Source organism: Mycobacterium sp. URHB0021 (assembly GCF_054057895.1).
On record NZ_JBSRZT010000002.1, the window covers coordinates 7,882,226 to 7,902,895 of the forward strand.

At 66.5% G+C, this 20,670-nt stretch carries 17 protein-coding genes and 1 pseudogene; 10 read left to right on the forward strand and 8 right to left on the reverse strand.

Features of this window, described 5'->3' with window-relative positions:
• Positions 1-4 precede the first annotated feature (4 nt).
• The 3 genes and pseudogenes from ACVWWN_RS40660 to fadD4 form a co-directional block, all read right to left on the reverse strand.
• Positions 5-955, reverse strand: coding sequence for an aromatic ring-hydroxylating oxygenase subunit alpha (locus tag ACVWWN_RS40660; RefSeq protein ID WP_457148941.1), 951 nt, complete (start codon positions 953-955; stop codon positions 5-7).
• A 26-nt stretch (positions 956-981) separates the two neighbouring features.
• Positions 982-1,863 (reverse strand): annotated as a pseudogene (locus ACVWWN_RS40665) (enoyl-CoA hydratase/isomerase family protein).
• On the reverse strand, positions 1,860-3,380 hold the full coding sequence (gene fadD4 / locus ACVWWN_RS40670; RefSeq protein ID WP_457148942.1) for a fatty-acid--CoA ligase FadD4: 1,521 nt from the start codon (positions 3,378-3,380) through the stop codon (positions 1,860-1,862). Before fadD4 ends, ACVWWN_RS40665 begins: the two are co-directional and overlap by 4 nt.
• A 189-nt stretch (positions 3,381-3,569) precedes the next feature.
• Here fadD4 and ACVWWN_RS40675 point away from each other — a divergent pair, with 189 nt between their 5' ends.
• Complete coding sequence (locus tag ACVWWN_RS40675; RefSeq protein WP_457148943.1) at positions 3,570-5,243, forward strand: GMC family oxidoreductase; 1,674 nt, start codon at positions 3,570-3,572, stop codon at positions 5,241-5,243.
• A 68-nt stretch (positions 5,244-5,311) separates the two neighbouring features.
• Positions 5,312-5,596: a hypothetical protein gene (locus tag ACVWWN_RS40680; RefSeq protein WP_457148944.1), complete on the forward strand. Its 285-nt coding sequence runs from the start codon at positions 5,312-5,314 to the stop codon at positions 5,594-5,596.
• A gap of 100 nt (positions 5,597-5,696) precedes the next feature.
• Here ACVWWN_RS40680 and ACVWWN_RS40685 read toward each other — a convergent pair whose 3' ends face one another.
• On the reverse strand, positions 5,697-6,164 hold the full coding sequence (locus ACVWWN_RS40685) for a hypothetical protein (protein ID WP_457148945.1): 468 nt from the start codon (positions 6,162-6,164) through the stop codon (positions 5,697-5,699).
• 187 nt (positions 6,165-6,351) lie between these two features.
• Here ACVWWN_RS40685 and ACVWWN_RS40690 point away from each other — a divergent pair, with 187 nt between their 5' ends.
• Together ACVWWN_RS40690 and ACVWWN_RS40695 are read left to right on the forward strand one after the other, a co-directional pair.
• Complete coding sequence (locus ACVWWN_RS40690) at positions 6,352-6,516, forward strand: hypothetical protein (RefSeq protein ID WP_457148946.1); 165 nt, start codon at positions 6,352-6,354, stop codon at positions 6,514-6,516.
• Between the two features lie 258 nt (positions 6,517-6,774).
• Positions 6,775-6,918 carry a hypothetical protein gene (locus tag ACVWWN_RS40695; RefSeq protein ID WP_457148947.1) on the forward strand — a complete coding sequence of 48 codons (144 nt, stop codon included), beginning with the start codon at positions 6,775-6,777 and terminating at the stop codon, positions 6,916-6,918.
• Between the two features lie 46 nt (positions 6,919-6,964).
• Here the strand turns inward: ACVWWN_RS40695 and ACVWWN_RS40700 are convergent, their stop codons facing one another.
• From ACVWWN_RS40700 to ACVWWN_RS40710, 3 genes are all read right to left on the reverse strand, one after another.
• Entirely contained in the window at positions 6,965-8,791 is a 1,827-nt protein-coding gene (locus ACVWWN_RS40700) for a phosphoenolpyruvate carboxykinase (GTP) (RefSeq protein WP_457148948.1), read from the reverse strand.
• A 207-nt stretch (positions 8,792-8,998) separates the two neighbouring features.
• Entirely contained in the window at positions 8,999-10,453 is a 1,455-nt protein-coding gene (locus ACVWWN_RS40705; RefSeq protein ID WP_457148949.1) for a hypothetical protein, read from the reverse strand.
• The gene (locus ACVWWN_RS40710) at positions 10,450-11,403 is read right to left on the reverse strand and encodes a hypothetical protein (RefSeq protein ID WP_457148950.1); all 954 of its coding nucleotides are present in this window, start codon (positions 11,401-11,403) and stop codon (positions 10,450-10,452) included. The genes ACVWWN_RS40705 and ACVWWN_RS40710 overlap by 4 nt, the downstream gene beginning before the upstream one ends.
• A 189-nt stretch (positions 11,404-11,592) precedes the next feature.
• Between ACVWWN_RS40710 and trmB the strand changes: the two genes are divergently transcribed.
• The 3 genes from trmB to ACVWWN_RS40725 all read left to right on the forward strand — a co-directional run bounded on the left by trmB (position 11,593) and on the right by ACVWWN_RS40725 (position 16,109).
• Entirely contained in the window at positions 11,593-12,366 is a 774-nt protein-coding gene (gene trmB / locus ACVWWN_RS40715; protein ID WP_457148951.1) for a tRNA (guanosine(46)-N7)-methyltransferase TrmB, read from the forward strand.
• Positions 12,363-13,052: an NYN domain-containing protein gene (locus ACVWWN_RS40720; protein ID WP_457148952.1), complete on the forward strand. Its 690-nt coding sequence runs from the start codon at positions 12,363-12,365 to the stop codon at positions 13,050-13,052. The genes trmB and ACVWWN_RS40720 overlap by 4 nt, the downstream gene beginning before the upstream one ends.
• A gap of 69 nt (positions 13,053-13,121) precedes the next feature.
• A complete protein-coding gene (locus tag ACVWWN_RS40725; RefSeq protein WP_457148953.1) occupies positions 13,122-16,109 on the forward strand; it encodes an MMPL family transporter in 2,988 nt (995 codons plus the stop codon).
• 541 nt (positions 16,110-16,650) lie between these two features.
• Here the strand turns inward: ACVWWN_RS40725 and ACVWWN_RS40730 are convergent.
• Positions 16,651-17,805: an AI-2E family transporter gene (locus ACVWWN_RS40730; protein ID WP_457148954.1), complete on the reverse strand. Its 1,155-nt coding sequence runs from the start codon at positions 17,803-17,805 to the stop codon at positions 16,651-16,653.
• A gap of 77 nt (positions 17,806-17,882) precedes the next feature.
• Here ACVWWN_RS40730 and ACVWWN_RS40735 point away from each other — a divergent pair, with 77 nt between their 5' ends.
• From ACVWWN_RS40735 to ACVWWN_RS40745, 3 genes are all read left to right on the forward strand, one after another.
• A complete protein-coding gene (locus ACVWWN_RS40735; RefSeq protein WP_457148955.1) occupies positions 17,883-19,022 on the forward strand; it encodes a lysylphosphatidylglycerol synthase transmembrane domain-containing protein in 1,140 nt (379 codons plus the stop codon).
• A 189-nt stretch (positions 19,023-19,211) separates the two neighbouring features.
• Positions 19,212-20,303: a M23 family metallopeptidase gene (locus ACVWWN_RS40740; RefSeq protein WP_457148956.1), complete on the forward strand. Its 1,092-nt coding sequence runs from the start codon at positions 19,212-19,214 to the stop codon at positions 20,301-20,303.
• Positions 20,290-20,670, forward strand: coding sequence for a DUF3054 domain-containing protein (locus ACVWWN_RS40745; protein WP_457148957.1), 381 nt, complete (start codon positions 20,290-20,292; stop codon positions 20,668-20,670). The genes ACVWWN_RS40740 and ACVWWN_RS40745 overlap by 14 nt, the downstream gene beginning before the upstream one ends.

Consider the following 20,670-nt stretch of genomic DNA (forward strand, 5'->3'; position numbering starts at 1 on the left):
CCGGCTAAAGGGTGACCCTGTGACGATCGACCTGCGGGTAGAAGCGCCTGGCCCAGTCGCGCAACCGGACGAAATCGTCGGACTCCGACGGCGCGAGACCCGGCTGATCCAGGTACCGCTGGTGCGACCAGATGGCGATATCGGCGGGCAGACTCTGTTTCGCCGCGGCGAGTCGGTCCTCGTAGTCCAGGTCTTCCGAGACCCAATAGGTGGCGAAGATATCGGTTGTGGTCTCGTCGACCGGTGTGGGGCAGACCGACACGATCTGCATTCCGTCGCCGTTGTCCTCGCAGGTAAGACTCAAACCGATTCCGTACCAACAGACTTCAACGGGCTCGCCTGCGCCGAAGCGCATGGTGGCGTGCCAGCTGGAGTTACCGGCAACGGCGGCCAGCACCGTTGGGCTGACGGGGACGCGATGGACGAAGCGGTAATGCTGGGGATCGACCGAGCTTTCGACGACCACCTGCGGATGCACCGTCACCCCGGCGAAGTACTGCTTCTCCTCGGGGCCCACGGGGCGGAAGTAATAGACATCGGTGGCGCCGCTGATTTCCCGCCAGGCATCGGGGACCAACCACCCGGGTGGGCGGTCTTCGGCGTCGTGCCACACATAGATGCATTCGTTGAGTTCGGTGACGGCCCACGCCCGCACCCTGAGGTCTCCGTCGGGATGTGACTCGTAAGGATTGCGGACATTGCGGCCGTCGTCGCCGCCCCAGACCCAGCCGTGGAACGGGCACTGGATCCCGCCTTCGACGACGCAACCGCCGTACGACATGTCCGCGCCGAAGTGCTGGCAGTGCGCATCGAGGATGCGCACCACACCGTCGAGATCGCGGAACATCACCAGGTCCGCGCCGAAGTAGCGCAGCGCCTTGACGTCGCCGACATCGAGGTCGGCGCTCCAGGCCACCTGAAACCAGCCGGTGGGTCGCATGCTCGGCAACCCCATGCGGTCAAGCGTGCCACTGATGGGCCTCAGGCGGGGGCGACCTCGTCGATCAGGCCCCACCACAGTGCCGTCGCGGGGTCGATGGTCCGGCCGGACAGCACCAGATACGCCGTCCGCCAGCGACCGATGCGCCGCGTCACGCTCACGGTGCCGCCGGCGCCGGGGATCAAGCCGAGGCTCAGTTCGGGCAGACCCAGCACGGCGTCGGGCCGTGCGCGCAGCCATCCGCAGTAGGCGGCCATCTCCAGCCCACTGCCCAGCACGCGGCCGTGCACCTCGGCCCGACAGGCCCGGCCCAGCCGGCCGGTCAGTTCGTCGAGCACCAGGGCGGGGCGGTGTCTGGTGCGGGCCAGATGCGCGGCGGCCGGATCGGTGAACGTGCCGCACTCGGCGAGGTCCCCGCCACTGCAGAACGACGGGCCGTTGCCCGACAGCACGACCTCGGTGACAGAAGAGTCGAGGCGCCACCTCCAGCGCCTCGAGCAGTGCGGCGCGGGCGTCTGTGGAGAAAGCGTTGTGGCGCTGCGGCCGGTTGAATCGGACGTTCAGACGGTCGCCGTCGCGGTCGGCCTGCACCGGGTCGCAGACTTCGGGCACACTGGCCGGTCCCCGCTCCGCGAGCCAGCGCGCGAATTCCGGTCCGGACTGCAGGTGGAAATACGCGAGAGACTCGGTGATCACCCCGGCGAACGCCGCAGCCGCGGGATCGAATGCGCGCAGCACGTCGTCGCAGACCGCGGCGGCCAGCGGATGGCGTGCGCATCGATCGGTGAGATCGGCGACGGCTTCGGGTACCGAATCCACGGTGACGACGCGGCGATCCTCGCAATCCTGGTCGGCAGGGTCACAGTGGCCTCGTCGGACGGCGATCCGACGGCGATGACCACACCGCCCGCGAGCACGATCACGAGTACTTCTTCATCAGCTCCTGTTTGTACAGCTTGCCGGTTTCCGTCCGCGGCAGTTGCGCCTCGAACGAGATCGACCGCGGGCATTTGTAGTGCGCCAGTCTCCCCCGCAGCCAGTCCAGTAGTTCCTCGGCGAAACCCTCGGTGGCGTGGGCGGGATCGACGGTCTGCACGACTCCCTTCACGCTTTGGCCCATCTCGTCGTCCGGGATTCCGAAGACCGCGGCGTCCATCACCCTGGGATGGGTGACCAGCATGTTCTCTGCTTCCTGGGGGTAGACGTTCACCCCGCCGGAAATGATCATGTGGTGGCGCCGGTCGGTGAGGTACAGATAGCCCTCCTCGTCGAGATAGCCGATGTCGCCCACGGTCTTCCAGCCGTGCTTGTCGCGTGACTTCGCCGTCTTCTCCGGGTCGTTGAGGTACTCGAAGTCGTGGCCGCCCTCGAAGTAGATGTCACCGGCCTGGCCCGGCGGCAACTCGTTACCGTCCTCATCGAGAATGTGCAGGGCGCTCATCATCGACTTGCCGACCGAACCCGGATGCGCCAGCCAGTCCTCCGCGGTGATCAGTGTCGAGCCGATGGCCTCGGACGAGGCGTAGTACTCGTCGACGATCGGACCCCACCAGTCGATCATCTGCTGTTTGATCTCGACAGGGCACGCCGCCGCGGCGTGCATGACCCGTTTCAGGCTCGAGAGGTCGTAGGAATTGCGGACCTCCTCGGGAAGCTTGAGCATCCGCGTGAACATGGCAGGCACGAACTGGCCGTGCGTCACCTTGTTGCGCGCAATCGCATCGAGGCAGCCCTCGGCGTCGAACTTGTCCATCACGACCGTCGTGATGCCCGCGCCCTGAATCGTCATCGACCACACCGAGGGCGCTGTGTGATACAGCGGAGCCGGGCTGAGGTAGACCGCCTCGGGGTCCATCCAGACCCCGACGAGCCCCGACATCATGCCCGGCGCCTCCGCCGGCGGCAGGTGCGGAAGCTCCCTCTTGATTCCTTTCGGACGCCCAGTTGTCCCTGATGAGTACTGCAGCAGGTCGCCCTCGATCTCGTCAGCAATGGGTGTATCCGGTTGATCGGCAACGCATTCGGGGTAGCGATGCCATCCGTCCATGGTGTCGTCGGTGACGATGAGCAGTTCGGGCACGCCGTTGCGCAACTCTGCGGCCAGACCCCCGAGCGTCTTGCGCGTCGCCGCAGAGCCGATGACCGCCTTGGCACTGCTGTTGTCGATGATGTAGGCCGCTTCGGCCGACGTCAGGTGCGTGTTGATCGGGACGTAATACAGACCGCTGCGTCGCGCCGCCCACATCACGGTGTGGAAGTGCTCGTTGTTCTCCATCAAGATGGCGACCGAGTCGCCCTCGACGAGACCTGCGTTCCGGAAGAAGTGAGCCAGCCGGTTGGCGCGCTTCTCGAGCTCGCCGAATGTCACCACCGTCCCGGCCGGGTGCATGATCACGGCCGGCTTGTCGGGAACGGCCACGGCGTGTGCACGTGTCTGCATGGGCCGACTTTACGGCGCCGCGATTTGACAGGTGTCAATTGGGTCGGGCATCCCCCGATCGATAGCCCACTGGCTAATTTGGCACTCATTGCGATAATTCGTTATGAGGGCGATTTTCAGCTACCAATGGTAATCATCTGTCGCCATTGTTATATTGCTGGTTAATAGTCAGCAAAGTCTGGAGGCGTGATGATGAGGTTCGACTACATCATCCTCGGGGCCGGATCGGCGGGGTGTGTGCTGGCGAATCGCCTGTCGGCGAACCCTGCCAACGAGGTGCTGCTCGTCGAGGCGGGTGGCGCGGCGCGGAACCCGTATCTGCACGTGCCCAAGATCAGCGGGCGCCTTCTGGCGAGCGAGCGTTACGCGTGGCACTACCGGACGCGGCCATTCGGCCCGAACGGCACGACCGAAATCTGGCCACGCGGCAAGGTGATCGGCGGTTCCAGCGCCATCAACGGCCTCGTGTACAACCGCGGCGGCCGCGCCGATTACGACGACCTCGAACGGCGGGGCAACACCGGCTGGGGATGGGACGACATGCTGCCCGTCTTCAAGTCCATCGAAGACAACCAGTTCGGCGCGTCGCCGACGCGTGGCAACGGCGGCGAACTGAGCGTCACCACCGCGAGCGACCCCGACGTGCTGTGCTCAGAACTGATCACCGCGGGAACCCGACTGGGACTGCGCCCCATGCAGGACATCAACGAATCCGATGAAGAACGGATCGGCTTCTCGATGGCCACCATTCGCGACGGCCGGCGAGTCAGCGCCGCCACGGCGTTTCTCAATCCGATTCGGCGCCGACCGAATCTGCACGTCCTCTCCAGGACTGTCGCCCTACGGCTGGTCCTGGAGCACGGCCGAGCCACCGGCGTGGTGCTGCGCAGCGGCGTCGGCGATCACGAGGTGCGTGCGCGGCGTGAGGTCATCGTCTCGCTGGGTGCTCTCGCATCACCAAAGCTCTTGCAGCTGTCGGGGATTGGACCGCGGGAGGTCCTCGCCGGCGCCGGCGTTCCGATTTATCTCGAGCGCGACAACGTTGGGCGTCGGATGCGCGAGCACCGGTGCATGGTCAACACGTACCGGCTCATGGACGACCTCGGGCACAACCGCAGCCTGTCCACGCTGACGGCCAAAGCACGCACGGCGATGAAGTACCTGGCAAACGGCGACGGTCCGCTGGCACGGCCGGGCGGAGGCGAAGTCCTCGCCATCTTCAAGACGCAGCCCCATCTGGACCGGGTGGACGGGCAGATGCTGGTCGCTCCGATCACGTTGAAAGCGGTCAAGCGCGGAGGATCCGCGGTCGAGCGGCTTCCTGGAATATGCGCTATGGGCGAGGTCCTGCGGGCAACGTCAGAGGGCAGCGTATGGATCACCTCGCCGGACCCCGATGCCCCGCTCGTGGTGGACCCGAACTTTTTGACCAGCGAATACGACCGACGGACGGGTGCCGACGTCCTGCGCACGATGCGCAGGTTGTTTCTCCAGTCGCCGATCGCCGAACGCATCGGTCACGAAATGCTGCCGGGACTCGATGCCCAGACCGACGACGAACTGATCGATGCGGCGCTGGACAACGCCTCGACGGGCTATCACGCGACGGGTTTCCATGCGATGGGCACCTGCGCTATGGGGCCGGACGACGACGACATCGTCGACGACCGACTGCGCGTCCGCGGCATCGACGGCCTGCGGGTGATGGACTGCTCGATCGTGCCGACGATGGTGTCGGGCAATCCCAATGGGCCGACCATGGCAATGGCGGCGCGCGCGGCCGAGCTGATCCTCGATGATGCTCGCCCCGTTCACCGGCGGATCGCCCCGCACCACAACTTGACGAGCGTCAAGAGCGCATAAACCGCAGGTCGGCCACGCCGGCCGACCTACGATGGCATCTCCGGTGATCGGAGCGTGCTCAGGCTGTCGTGCCTGGCATCTCATTGATCGAAGACAACGACGCGGTGGTGGAGATCTGCCGCCGGCTCGACGGGATACCCCAGGCCATAGAGCTGGCCGCATCACGACTTCTGTCGATGGCCGTCATCGAGGTGCGGGATCGTTTGCACGGCCGGTTCCGGCTGCTCGTCGGCGCGCGACGCGGACCGGAACGTCACCAGACGCTGCGCCACGCGGTGCAGTGGTCATATGACTTGCTTGATGATGCCGAAAAGTACTTGCTGGCAAGGTGTTCCGTATTCGCGCGGCTTTGACCTCCCAGGTGCGCATGCGGTGGCCGGTCTTGACGACGAGTTCGCCACCTTGGATCTGCTCGATTCGCTCGTACGCAAGTCGCTTCTGGTGGCCGACTCGTCATCTGGACGAACCAGGTTCTCGATGCTGGAGACCATCCGTCAGTTCGCCGGGGAGCAACTTGTCCAGACCGGTGGGAGCGATCAGGCGCGCAGCGCACACGCCCGATACTTCGCCGGTCGGAGTCCCGATGTCATGGCGCTGTGGGACGGGCCCCGCCAACGGCAAGCCTACGAATGGTTGGCTGTCGAGTTCGCGAATCTGCGCGGTGCATTCCGGCGGGCCGCAGACCGCGACGACCTCGACACCGCCTCCGACATCGTCTGCTACGCAGGGTTTCTCGGCATCTGGAATGAACAGTACGAACCCGTGGGTTGGGCCGAGGAACTCATCGATGCCGCGCGGGCTGTCGACCACCGGCGTCTGCCGCAGATCTACGTGGTGGCGGCGATGTGCTATGCGCGCGGAAGGGTCGACGACTCCGTCGGCTATGCCAAAGCCGGCGGGCCGGCCATCGAAAGCAAACATTTCGACAAGGTGCCATACGAGTTCGGAGTCGCATTCAGCGGTACCTATGCCGCGTCGGGAGAGCCCGATGAGTGGGTTAAGTTGTGCCGCAACATCCTCGGACGAGAACCGGCCAATCATGGCCTTGCCCAGGCATTCCTGGTCATGGGATTAGCGATCACCGGCGCCACCGACAGAGGCCGTCGCGATGTTGGAAAGCTTGCAAACTGTTGCCGAGGCCGCTGCCAATCCCGCCCTGCTCGCGTATGCACTTCTCGCGCGGGGCCTTGCTTACCGTTACGTCGACGGTGTCGCCGCCTACGACGCACATCGCCAAGGTATGACGGTCGCTCAAGACAGCGGAATCGACTGATCGCGTCGCACTTTCCAGGCACCCTGGCGCAGCTTGCGACCGGCAGCGACAGCGACCTGACCGATACGGCGAGCCGACGGATGCGTCCGACTACCTGGCCCTGGCCATCCGCCAGTTCAGCGACGCGGGCAGCTTCCTTCACCTGCGCGTCCCGTTGGCATCCTCGCCAACGTCTTCGACCGGCTCGGACACCACGAACCCGCCGCCATCATCAGCGGGTATTCGACGACGCTTCTCACCCGGACCTCGATTCCCGAGATGGACATCACCATCAGCCACCTGCGCGAAGTACTCGGCGACGAGGTGTACGAATCACTCGGCCGCACAGGTGAAGCCATGTCCAACGCCGAGATGGCGAAATACGCACTCGAGCGGATCGACTTGGCCCGTGCGCTGATGTAGTCACGAGCGTGCGTGAAAGCCCACGCTCGCGGATAGTCGGCTGAGGCTAGTCCGCCTCGGCCAGGCGGTGCTTCAGGGCGTCGAACTCGTCCTTGATGCCCGTCGGCAGCTTCTCACCCACGAACTCGAACCACTCCTCGATCAGCGGCAGTTCCTTGCGCCACTCGTCGGCGTTGACCGCGAGCGCCTCGTCCACGTCCGCAGAATCTACGTCCAGGCCCTCGAGATCCAGGTCGGCTGCGGTCGGCACGATACCGATCGGCGTGGTCTTGCCGTCGGCCTTGTGCTCGATGCGCTCGATCGCCCACTTGAGTACGCGGCTGTTCTCGCCGAAGCCCGGCCACAGGAAACGACCGTCGCCGCCGCGGCGGAACCAGTTGACGAAGAACACCTTCGGCATCTTGGACTCGTCGGCGTTCTTACCGATGTTGATCCAGTGCTGGAAGTAGTCGCCCACGTTGTAGCCGAGGAACGGCAGCATCGCCATCGGGTCGCGACGGACCGTGCCGACCTTGCCCTCCGCGGCTGCCGTCTGCTCCGAACCGAGGGTGGCGCCGATGAACACGCCGTGCTGCCAGTCACGCGCCTCGGTGATCAGCGGCACCGTCGTCTTGCGGCGGCCGCCGAACAAGATCGCCGAGATCGGCACGCCCTGCGGGTCGTCCCACTCGGGCGCCAGCGTCGGGCACTGCGAAATCGGGGTGCAGTAGCGCGAGTTGGGGTGGGCGGCCTTCTCGTCGGACTCGGGCGTCCAGTCGCGGCCCTTCCAGTCGATCAGGTGCTGCGGGTCGCCCTCCAGGCCCTCCCACCACACGTCGTCGTCATCGGTCAGCGCGACGTTGGTGAAGACGGTGTTGCCCTCTTCGATCGTCTTCATGGCGTTGGGGTTCGAACTCCAGTTGGTGCCGGGCGCGACTCCGAAGAAGCCGAACTCCGGGTTCGTCGCGTACAGGCGACCGTCCTTGCCGAACCGCATCCACGCGATGTCGTCACCGACCGTCTCGGCACGCCAGCCGGGGATCGTGGGTTGCAGCATCGCCAGATTGGTCTTGCCGCACGCCGACGGGAACGCCGCGGCGATGAAGTACGCCTTGTTCTCCGGGGAGATCAGCTTGACGATCAGCATGTGCTCGGCGAGCCAGCCCTCGTCGTGGGCCATCGCCGACGCGATCCGCAGGGAATAGCACTTCTTGCCCAGCAGCGCGTTGCCGCCGTAACCCGAGCCGTAGCTCCAGATCTCGCGGGTCTCGGGAAAGTGGCTGATGTACTTGGTGTCGTTGCACGGCCATGGCACGTCGTCCTGGCCTTGCTCCAGCGGCGCGCCCAGCGAGTGCAGCGCCTTGACGAAGAAGCCGTCGGTGCCCATCTTGTCCAGTGCGGCCTGTCCCATCCGCGTCATGGTGCGCATCGAGATGACGACGTACTCGGAGTCGGTGATCTCCACTCCGAGCTTGGGGTCCTCGGCGTCCAACGGTCCCATGCAGAACGGCACCACGAACATGGTGCGGCCACGCATGCTCCCCCGGTACAGGTCGGTCATGAGACCGCGCATGTCGGCCGGGTCCATCCAGTTGTTGGTGGGCCCCGCGTCGATTTCCCGCTCGGTACAGATGAAGGTCCGCGACTCCACCCGGGCCACATCCGACGGGTCGGACAGCGCGAGGTACGAGTTCGACTTCTTCTCGTCGTTCAGCGTCTTGAACGTGCCTGCGGCGACCAGTTCCTCGGTGAGCCGCGCAGCCTCTTCCTCGGAGCCGTCGGCGAACACCACCCGGTCCGGTTGCGTCAGCTCGGCGACCTCCTGGACCCAGGCAAGCAGCCCCTTATGCTTGGTCGGTGCGGTGTCCAGACCCGGAATCGTCGCTGCGGTCATCTGTGTCTCCTGCGTAGGTTTTCTGCCAGGACGCAGGCCCCCATCACGACAGCCGACATGAAGCTGCGCCACGGTCGTCCCTGTACAGAGGTTAACGTGGGTGACATACCCACGGGGAATCGGGACTATGTCCGATGACTCACAGGAACGATTCAGAACAGACTTTTCCGTGGTTTATCGATTCAGGAGTCGCCGCTGCTCCACCTGTCAATTGGTCGATCCCGTCCCGCCGGCTGACGGGGGTCCGGACAACTCGGCCCGGACGACGTCCAGCGCCTGTTGCAGCGGCGGCAGCCCGCGGTCGCGCAGCGCGACCGCCCGGGCCGTCGCCGCGGCGTGCTCCCGCAGTTCGGCGTCGATCTCGGCGACGCGATCGGTCGCGGCGGCACTCTCGCGTTCCTCTCGCTCGGCCAGCTCTGAGGTGAAGGCGGTCTCGGTGGCGAGCAACCGGGTGGCGACCCACTCCTCGACCGTGGACCGCAGAGACGCGGTGGCATCGCTGACCCAGCGGTCGAGCACCGCGCGATCGTGCAGCAGTCCCCGGATACCCACCACCCACACCGTCAGGAGCAGACCCACCGCACCGCCGGCCACCAGCCCGGCAATGGTCAGCCCGGGCGCCAGTCCGGCGAACAAACGTGTCACCGCGAGCGCGACACCAAGGCCGAAGCCGGCGCCGAGAAGCATCATCAGCTGAATTTCCAGCCGTCGCGATTCCACCGGCGGTGACGACACGTCGGGCGGCGGTGGCGGCGGAAGCGGCGGCAGCGCGGTCAGCTGCAGTTCCGTCGCCACGTCGCCGAGCTGTGTGGTCATGCCCTCGTCGACCTCGTCGACCACGTCGCCGATCCGGGCCCGCACGTACGGCTCGAATTCGCCGAGCCGTCTGCGCGTCATGTTCGAGGCGTCCTCGGCCAGTTCCGCGCGGACCGAAGTGCACCGGTTGCGGGCGAAATAGGTCAATTGCACCCGCGCCTGCTGGATCTGGCTGCGCAACGCGATGGTGCGCTGCAACTTGTCCAGCCGGCGTTCACGCAGGACACCCTCTCGATTCGTACGCAGCGCCGTCACCCGGGCCAGGCGGTCCGCCCCGGCGGCCTCACCCTCATACCGGTCGATCATTGTCTGTAATCGAAATTCCCAGGCCCGCAGCCGGTTCCGGCGAGCCGAATCGGTGTCGGAGAGCCACCGACGCAGCAGGCCGACGAGGTCGTCGAGTATCGGATCGCCCAGGTCGGGCGCGGCCGCGGCGCCCACCCACGGCACGTGTTCGTAGCGCGGCGCGTGGGCGGCGAGCAGGGCACGGTCGTCCGCCAGTACCTCTCGCCAGTTCCGGTGGGTATCGATCTTGGAGACCACACCGACCACGTGATCGGTACACCTCGCAGCGAAATCAACTAGCGCACAATCAGATTCGGTTATGGGGGCGATCGCCGAGACCACGAACACCGCCGCCGTGGGCGCCTCGTCAGGGGCCAACTCGCCGGCCTCCACGAACACACGTTCGGGCATCTCATTGCGCAGTGCGGCGACCAGGCTGGAGCTGCCGGCCAGCCACGGTCCGGTGACCAGCACGGCGTCACGGCTCTGGGTAGCCGGCGGGACGATATCGGAGACGATGGCCGCGACCGTCGCGTCGACGGCCGCGACCGGATCGCTCACCACGCCTGCCCGAGTAGTCGCAGTGATCCCCTGCAGATGTCGGCGCCGCAGCTGCGATGCAGCGTGTCGACCGGCCCACGACTGTAGTGCTGCCACCGCACGGCACGGCGCAGGTGCGCGGCAGCATCGTCATCACGGTCCACCGTCAGCCCGGCCGCCTCGACCACGTCGACCGCCGCCGACATCACGTCGAGCACGGTTCGGTCGGTCGACAAGAACTCCATAAGAGACTCATCCGCGGATTGCACTGCCAGCCGATGTAGTTCGGCGATGGCAACGCGAAGCCGGCGATAACGCACCGGGGCGCCGGCGGCATGGACCTGTGCGACGACGCGGTCGACCTGGCTGAGCCGCTGCAGGAGCGCCCGCATTGCGGTGGCGTCGGCCCCGTCCCCGATCGCGAGCACGGCGTGGGCGATGCCGAACCGGTCCAGCGTCTCGAGCAGCCGCCGGCGGCGCGCGGAAGGCAGCCGGTGTTCCGTCTGCACGAAGGCGTCGGTCGACGTGAGGTCGGCAGGTTCGGCGACCAGCACCTTGAGCGCGGCCATCAGGTCTTCGTCAACAACCGCCACGGCGAGCGGAGCGATCATCGCCACCGTCGGCCGCCCGGTCAGCGCACGGCAGGCCGCGGCACGCTGGTTGGCCCGCGCGAGCGGGCCGTCGGCGCCGAGCCCCACTAGATCGGCCTTGTTGAGCACCATCACCACCGGCCGATCGGCGGGGGCGGACGTCACGTCCTCGGGCTTGAGGGCCTCGGCGATCACCACCACCTCGACATCGGCGGCCGAAACGTCGGTCGTCACCGGCACGCCCGCAGCCGCCAGAGCAGCGGCCACCGTCGCGCGGCCGACGCCGTCGCGACCCCGTACAGCAATTCGCACCGGCTGCGCGATACCGGCGACGATCGGCGTCAGCCGCGGGTTACCGCTCTGCTCAGCGAATCGCTTCAATGCATCGACGAAAATGTGGAGGCCTTCCGCTAACTCCGGCCGAATCGGCCCGTCCCCACTGAAAATGGTGGCATCCCCACAGACCCGGCGCGAACGCTTGTTTCGGTCGACCAGGCTGTTCGACCCTGTACCAGCCGAAGGCAACTGTTGGGTATCAATCTGTACCACGATGCGGGTACTGGACCCTCCATGAGCGACCATGGACGGATGCACGCGCCCAGGCCCGTCGTCGCCAGCCGTCCGGCTCCGGGGCCCGAAGCTCCCGCGTCGCATCTGCACCCCCGGGTCACCAGCTTCCGCACTCGACGGTCGGCACTGTCCGGCGCCCAGCATGCGACATGGGACAGGCGTTGGCCCGAGCTGGGCATGTACGCCCGCGACGCCGATGGACCCGCGCCCCAGCTGGACACCGAGAGATGGTTCGGCCGGTCGGCGCCGGTGGTGCTGGAGATCGGCTGTGGAACCGGCACGTCCACGCTTGCGATGGCGCAGGCGGAGCCGCACCTCGACGTGGTCGCGGTAGAGGTCTACCGCCGAGGCCTGGCCCAGCTCCTCAGCGCCATCGACCGTGAAAATGTCACCAACATCCGGCTCGTCCGGGGCGACGGAGTCGACGTGCTCGAGCACATGTTCGGGACGGACTCGCTGACCGGCGTCCGGGTGTTCTTCCCCGACCCCTGGCCGAAGTCGCGCCACCACAAGCGCAGGTTCCTGCAGCCGGCCACTGTCGCCCTGATCGCCGACCGGCTGCGACCGGGCGGGGTGTTGCATGCCGCAACCGACCACGCGGGTTATGCCGAGCACATCGCCGAGGTCGGCGATGCCGAGGATCGGCTGCGCCGCGTTGCCGACGCCACCGCAGGTCTGCCGATGTCGGTCGAGCGGCCGGTCACGAAATATGAGGGAAAAGCCCATCGCGCGGGCAGCGCCGTCACCGAATTGCTCTGGGAGAAACGACCATGAGCCTGACCGAAGACATCCACCAGTTAGATGTGACGCCGCCACCGACACTCCCCACCGACGCCACCGCCAAGGTGCTGCTGGTGTGGGATGCGCCCAACCTCGACATGGGCCTCGGCTCCATCATCGGCGGCAGGCCCACCGCCGCTCACCGGCCGCGCTTCGACGCACTGGGCCGCTGGCTGCTGAACCGCACCGCCGAACTGTCCGGGGAGCGTCCCGACGTCGTATTGGAGCCCGAAGCCACCGTCTTCACCAATATCGCCCCAGGTAGCGCCGATGTCGTTCGCCCCTGGGTGGAAGCGTTGCGTAACGTGGGTTTCGCGGTCTTCGCCAAACCGAAGATCGACGAAGACAGCGACGTCGACAGCGACATGCTCGATCACATCGCGCTGCGACGGAGCGAGGGTTTGGCCAGCGTGCTGGTGGCCTCCGCCGACGGGCAAGCGTTCAAGCTTCCCCTGGAGGAGATCGCCCGCGACGGCGTGCCGGTACAGGTGCTGGGATTTCGCGAACATGCCAGTTGGGCGTTAGCGTCGGATACCTTGGAGTTCGTCGACCTGGAAGACATTCCTGGTGTCTTCCGGGAGCCGTTACCGCGAATCGGCCTAGATTCGCTGCCCGAGCAGGGGGCTTGGCTGCAGCCATTCCGGCCGCTGTCATCGCTACTGACCGCGCGCATCCAATAACTCCACATGCCCAGGTAGTCCAGGTAGTCCAGGTAGTCGAGGATGTCAAGGATTTAGTAAGGAGCTCACGTGTTCGCCTGGTGGGGTCGAACGGTGTACCGGTACCGATACATAGTGATCGGGGTAATGGTCGCACTGTGCCTTGGCGGCGGCGTGTTCGGCATCACCCTCGGCCAGCACGTCACTCAGAGTGGCTTCTACGACGACGGCAGCCAGTCGGTGCACGCCTCGGTCACCGCCGACAAGGCATACGGCCGCGACACGTCGGGCCACATCATCGGGATCTATGCGGCCCCCAGCGGCAAGACCGTGGACGATCCGCAGTTCAAGAAGAAGATCCTCGACAACCTCGCCCAGGTCGAGAAGGACCACCCCGACGAGATCCTGCGTTCGATCGGCTACTTCAAGAGCCCCGACGTGCTGAAGAACATGTCCGACGGGGACAAGAAGCACGCGTTCATGTCGATCCAGCTCAAGGGCGACAACGATGACGCGATCCTGACGAACTACAAGAAGGTCAAAGACGATCTGCTGAAGGTCAAGGACGACGGCGTCGATGTCAGGCTGGCCGGCCTTCAGCCGCTGGCGGCCGAGTTGACCGGCACCATCGGCGACGACCAGAAGCGCGCCGAAGTAGCGGCCATCCCGCTGGTGTGCGTGGTGTTGTTCTTCGTGTTCGGCGGTGTGGTCGCGGCCGCTCTGCCGGGGATCATCGGCGGGCTGACCATTGCAGGCGCGCTGGGCATCATGCGACTCCTCGCCGAATTCATGCCCGTGCACTTCTTCGCCCAGCCGGTGGTGACGCTGATGGGCCTGGGCATCGCGGTGGACTACGGGCTGTTCATGGTCAGCCGGTTCCGGGAGGAGATCGCCGAAGGCTACGACACCGAGGCGGCGGTCCGCCGGACGGTGATGACCTCGGGCCGCACCATCATGTTCTCCGCGGTGATCCTGGTGGCGTCGTCGGTGCCGCTGCTGCTGTTCCCGCAGGGGTTCCTGAAGTCCATCACCTACGCGATCATCGCGTCGGTGATGCTCGCGGCGATCCTGTCGATCACGGTGCTGGCCGCGGCGCTGGCCATTCTCGGGCCCAACGTGGACGCCCTTGGCGTACGCACACTCTTGCGGGTGCCGTTCTTCCGTAACTGGAAGCCGATGCGGGTGTATCTGACGTGGCTGGCCGACAAGACGCAGAAGACGAAGACCCGCGCAGAAGTCGAGAAGGGCTTCTGGGGCAAGCTCGTCAACCGGGTGATGAAACGGCCCGCAGCCTTCGCCGCTCCCATCGTCATCGTGATGATCCTGCTGATCATTCCGCTGGGGCAGTTGGCTCTCGGCGGGATCAGCGAGAAATACCTTCCACCGGACAACTCTGTGCGCTTGGCGCAGGAGGAGTTCGACAAGATCTTCCCTGGCTTCCGCACCGAACCGCTGACCATCGTGATGGAAAGTGACAACGGGCAGCCGATCACCGCGCAACAGATCGCAGACGTGCGCAACAAGGCGATGGGCGTTTCCGGCTTCATCGATCCCGACAACGATCCGTCCAAGATGTGGCAGGAACGGCCGTACCTCGACGGCGCGTCGAAGGATCCGACGATCCGGGTGATCCAGAACGGCCTGGTCAACCGCAACGACGCGTCGAAGAAGATCGACGAGTTGCGGGCGCTGTCCCCGCCGCGGGGCGTCACGGTGTCGGTGGGCGGCACCCCCGCGCTGGAACAGGACAGTATCCACAGCTTGTTCGCCAAGCTGCCGTTGATGGTGGTCCTGTTGATCACCACGACGACGGTCCTGATGTTCCTGGCGTTCGGTTCGGTCGTGTTGCCGATCAAGGCCGCAGTGATGAGCGCGCTGACCCTGGGCTCGACCATGGGCGTGCTCACATGGATGTTCGTCGACGGGCACGGTTCCGGGCTGATGAACTACACGCCACAGCCGCTGATGGCACCCATGATCGGGTTGATCATCGCGGTGATCTGGGGTCTGTCGACCGACTACGAGGTGTTCCTTGTGTCCCGCATGGTGGAGGCGCGGGAGCGCGGCATGTCCACCGCCGAGGCCATCCGGATCGGGACGGCGACGACGGGCCGGCTGATCACCGGTGCGGCTCTGGTACTAGCCGTCGTCGCGGGTGCGTTCGTGTTCTCCGACCTGGTGATGATGAAGTACCTGGCGTTCGGTCTGCTGATCGCGCTGCTGCTGGATGCCACCGTGGTCCGGATGTTCCTGGTACCCGCGGTGATGAAGCTGCTCGGCGACGATTGCTGGTGGGCGCCGCGCTGGATGAAGCGACTCCAGGAACGCCTCGGCCTCGGCGAAACCGAGTTGCCCGACGAGCGGAAGCGGCCGGCGGTGCGCGATCCCCGAGACGACCCCGAGGCACTCGTCGGGGCCGGCGGCCCGGCACCGCGTCCGCGGCCACCGCACGACCCGACCCATCCGGCCGCCGAAGCGCCCTCGCGGCCGGGTGCGACCACCCGGATCGCGAGTCCGGCCCGGATGAACGCACCATCCGGTGCGGGAACCACGCGGATGCCGACCAACGCTCGCGCCGTTCCGGTGGTTCCCGCCGATGAACCGCAGACCACGCGAATGTCCGTGGCCAAGAACGCAGTTCGCAATGTGGTGAACAATGCGACCAGCGCCGTGCATCGCAGCTCCCCCGCGCCCGCTCAGCCGGCTGCCCCGCCGGCGCGGGAGGAACGCGAGATCGAGTCGTGGCTGGGCGAACTGCGCGGCTCCGCGCCGGCGAACGGTCCGGCCGTACAGCCCCCGCGGCCGTCGACCGAGCCCACCCGTGCGATGCCCGAACAACGTGCGCGGCAACAGAATCCGGCGGCGCAGCCCGGCAGTGAGCCGACGACAGCGATCCCGACGCCGCGTCCGCGGCCGCAGCCGAATGCCGACGCGACCACGGCCATCCCGACGCAGCGTGAGCCGGACGCCGATGCGGCGACCGAGAAGCTCAACACCCGCGAGGACGACGAACCCAAACGCCGAGGCGGTAGCGGCGTCAGCGCGGCGGATCTGCTGCGCCGCGAGGGCCGGCTCTAGCGGTTCGCGCCGGCGACTGTAACGCCACGGCGCGAAAACGCCCAATATCCCGCCCTGGGGTTACATTCGGCGCGGTGTTCGTCGTTCACGGGCGGCTCCGACTCGGCGGACGATGTCACCTTCGGCGTCCCGCGCTGTGACGCGGATATCGATCCAGCCGGGGTCCGTCACTTCTTCGTATCGCCGGACGTCATTGTTGAACTGGTCGGGACTGTCGCGATGATGTTCGCCTTCAGCTTCTCCCACCTCAGCTCGAGTTCGGCGATGAGAACGGCGAATTCATTGTGCACCGCTCTCTGAGTCCGCGTCGCCCGCGATATCGATCGGCGAGTAGGTTGACGTCGGCCATCTTGAGATGGGTCGCGCGGGCCAGTGCATCGATGGCCGATGACACAGATTTCGTCGTCCTCGAGGGAGCCCAACCACGCCCTGACGCCACCGGTCGGCCGACGATTGGTGTCGATGATCGATGCCGGACGGGCCGGGTCGATGCACCCCGCGCCGTGTGGCGCCGCTGCGGAGAAGCCCGCGAGACGCGCCGTTAGTCGTCGGCTGGCGCGGCGTCTTCTATCTCGTCCGCTTCGGCGCTGACGATGGGGCCGTCCTGCGACTCCTGTGCGGCCTGCTCGGCCGCGGGGTCCTTGGCCACCAACACCCGAATGGCGCTGTTGATGACGGCCACCGTCGGCACGGCCAGCAGCGCCCCGACGATCCCGGCGAGCACGCCACCGCCGGCGATCGCGAGGACGACGGCCAGCGGATGGATCGACACCGCGCGGCCCATCACCAGCGGCTGCAGGACGTGGCCCTCGAGCTGTTGCACGGCGATGATGAGGCCGAGTGTGATCAGCGCAAAGATCAAACCCTTGGCGATCAGCGCGACGATCACCGCCAGAAAGCCGGCGACGACCGCACCGACGAGCGGGACGAACGCACCGAGGAACACCAGCGATGCCAGCGGCAACGCCAGCGGTATGCCCATGATCGCCAGGCCGGTGCCGATACCGACGGCATCGACGAGCGCAACCAGAGCCGTCGCGCGGACGTAGCCGATCAGCGAGTGGAACCCGGCCCGTCCGGCGTCGCGCACCCGCTCCCGGTTCGTCTCGGGAAAGATCTGGGTGACGAACGCGAAGATGTTGCGTCCGCCGTGCAGCACGAAGATCAGCGTGAACAACACCAGCAGCGCGCCGGTGACGATCTCGGTGACCGTGCCCGCCGTCGACAGCGCCCCGGTGGTCAGCTTCTCCTGATTGTTCTGCAAAGCCTCGACCGCCGACTTGCGGGCCGAGTCGATCTGCTGCTGATTGATGTGCAGGGGGCCTTGTGTCAGCCAGTCGCCGACGCCCTTCATGCTGGTGCTCACCTGCTCGACCAGCGCCGGAGCGCCCTCGATGAACTGGCTGACCACAAACGTGAGGATCCCGCCGACCACGGCGATACCACCGAGCAGAACCAGGGCCACCGCACCACCGCGCGGTGCGCCGCGGCGGTCGAGGAAGTCGACCACGGGCATCAGCAACGCGGCCAGCATCGTGGCCAGTGCGACCGGCACCACGAGAAGCTCGATCTTCTTGACCACCCACAGCAACGCGACGATGGCCGCCCCGATGATCAGCAGTCGCCATGCCCAGGCCGCAGCGTTGCGGACGAGGGGGGTTACGGCCTGGTCGTCTACAGAGCTGGCCGCTGGCATTCCGGTAGCGTAACGGCCGGTCGCGTCTGCTCTGTGGATCTCGGGATTCCTCATCTGCACGCCTTACCCTGTAGGGCGTGTCCCAAGACGCGCCTGCGAGGAGTACTCGCGGCCAGGAGCGGCCCTCCCGGGGCAAGTACTGGTGGCTGCGCTGGGCGATCATCGCCGTCGCACTCACGGTGCTGACTTTGGAGCTTGCGCTCGTCTGGGACCAATTGGCCAAGGCGTGGAAGAGCCTGTACTCGGCCAATTGGTGGTGGGTGCTGGCGGCGGTGGTGGCCGCGACGGCGTCCATGCACAGCTTCGCGCAGATCCAGCGCACGCTGCTGCGCTCGGCGGGCGTACGGGTCAAGCAGTGGCGGTCCGAGGCCGCGTTCTATGCCGGGAACTCGCTGTCGACGACGCTGCCCGGCGGCCCGGTCCTGTCGGCCACGTTCATCTACCGGCAGCAGCGCATCTGGGGCGCATCGCCAGTCGTGGCGTCATGGCAGCTGGTGATGTCGGGCGCCCTGCAGGTGATCGGCCTGGCCGTGCTCGGCCTGACCGGCGCATTCATGCTCGGCGCGAGCAAGAACCCGCTGTCGCTGATCTTCTCCCTCGGCGGGTTCATCGCGCTGGTGCTGCTCGCTCAGGCCGTGGCGTCGCGGCCCGACCTGATCGACGGCATCGGGGTGCGCGTCCTGTCGTGGTTCAACTCGCTGCGCGGCAAACCCGCCGACACCGGGCTGGCCAAGTGGCGCGAAATGCTGACGCAGCTGGAGTCGGTCCAGTTGGGGCGCCGCGACCTCGGCGAGGCGTTCGGCTGGTCGCTTCTCAACTGGATCGCCGACGTCGGCTGTCTGCTCGCCGCCTGCTACGCCACCGGTGGCCACCCTTCACTCGCCGGTGTGACGGTCGCCTACGCAGCGGCACGTGCGGTCGGATCGATCCCGCTCATGCCCGGCGGCCTGTTGGTGGTCGAGGCGGTGCTGGTGCCCGGTCTGGTGTCCAGCGGTATGTCGCTGGCATCGGCGATCTCCGCGATGCTGATCTACCGACTCGTCAGCTGGATCTTCATCGCCGCCATCGGGTGGGTGGTGTTCTTCTTCGTATTCCGCACCGAGAAGGACATCGACCCGGACGCCACCATCGACGACGACGTCGAAGCGCAGTCGCCGCAGTTCAGCCCAGACCCCGACGCGCCGCACGAACCCGAACCGGACAAGCCGGATCATTAGCGCGAGAGGAGCCACATGCTGTTCCGAATACGGCCGACAGCTGCGGCTTTCGGTGCCGTCGTGCTGTTGGTCGCCTGTTCACCGACGTCGGAGCAGCCCTCGGCCACCAACTCGAGCCAACCGTCGTCCACCACATCGACGTCCACTTCTTCTCCGGCGGCCGGACCGCTCCGGAGTCCGGAGCCGACGGTGGCGACTCCGCTGGTCGCCAGCGTCGTCGCCGCTCCCGTCCCGGTGTCCGCGACCGACGGGAAGATGCACCTCGCCTACGAACTCCAGCTGACGAACATGCTCACGCAGGACGTGACCGTGACCTCCGTGACGGTGCTGGATCGCGACGTGTCGTTGCTGCACCTCACCGGTGACCAGGTGGGTTACTGGACGCGCATCGTCGGAACCCCCGATCCCACAACGAAAATCGGGCCATCCCAATCCGCGGTGGTGTGGCTCGATGTCGCACTCGACAAGGATGTGTCCATTCCGGCGCAGCTGACACATGCGGTCGGCATCTCGGTGGCGCAACCGATGGAACCGCTGTTCCCCGCCAGGATGACCGAGCATGTCGCGCCGGTAACCGTGCAGACCCGCAGGCCGGTGGTGATCTCGCCGCCACTCGAGGGGCCGAATTGGCTTGACGGGAACAGCTGTTGCGATATGACCGCGCACCGAATGGCACTCAACCCGCTCAACGGGCAGCTGTGGGCCGCGGAGCGATTCGCCATCGACTACGTCCAGCTGGGACCCGACGGGCGGCTGTTCACCGGCGACCGGGCCAAGCCGGAAAGCTACCCGTACTTCGGCGCCGACATCCACGCGGTGGCCGACGGACCCGTGGTCTCGGTGCTCGACGGCCTACCCGAGCAGGTCCCTGGACAGAGCCCGACCAGGCTGCCACTCGACCAATACGCCGGCAACCACATCGTGCAGGATCTCGGCGACGGCAACTACGCGCTCTATGCCCACCTCAAAACGGGGACGATCAAGGCCAAACCGGGCGATAAGCTCACGGCGGGACAGGTTTTCGCATCGCTCGGTAACACCGGCAACTCGGATGCGCCCCACCTGCATTTCCATGTCATGAGCACACCTGACCCGCTGCGCTCCGACGGGCTGCCCTTCGTCTTCTCCTCGTTCGAACTCGACTCCCGCGTGGCGTCGTTGGCTGCACTCGATCCGTTGCTCGCGGGTCAGCCCGCACTGCTGCAGCCGGGCTTCGGTGCCCGCGACGAATCCGACGTCAGCCCACTGGTACTCGATGTGATGACCTATGCCGACCGCTAACGTTGAGCCGACCCGGGCTGCGCTGACCGCGCTTGCCGCCGACGTCGTCTGCGTCGTGGTGTTCTGCATGATCGGACGGCGCAGCCACGCCGAGGGCATCACCCTGTCGGGTCTCGCCGAGACCGCCTGGCCGTTCCTGGCCGGCGCCGGGGTCGGCTGGCTGCTGTCGCGCGGCTGGCGGCGTCCCGTCGCGGTGGCACCGACCGGTGTCGCGGTGTGGTTGTGCACGGTGGTGATCGGAATGTTGTTGCGCAAGGCCTCGTCTCAGGGTGTCGCGGTGAGCTTCATCGTGGTGGCATCCCTGGTGACCGCCCTGCTGCTACTCGGGTGGCGCGGCGCAGTGGCGGCGCTCACGGCGCGGCGCTGA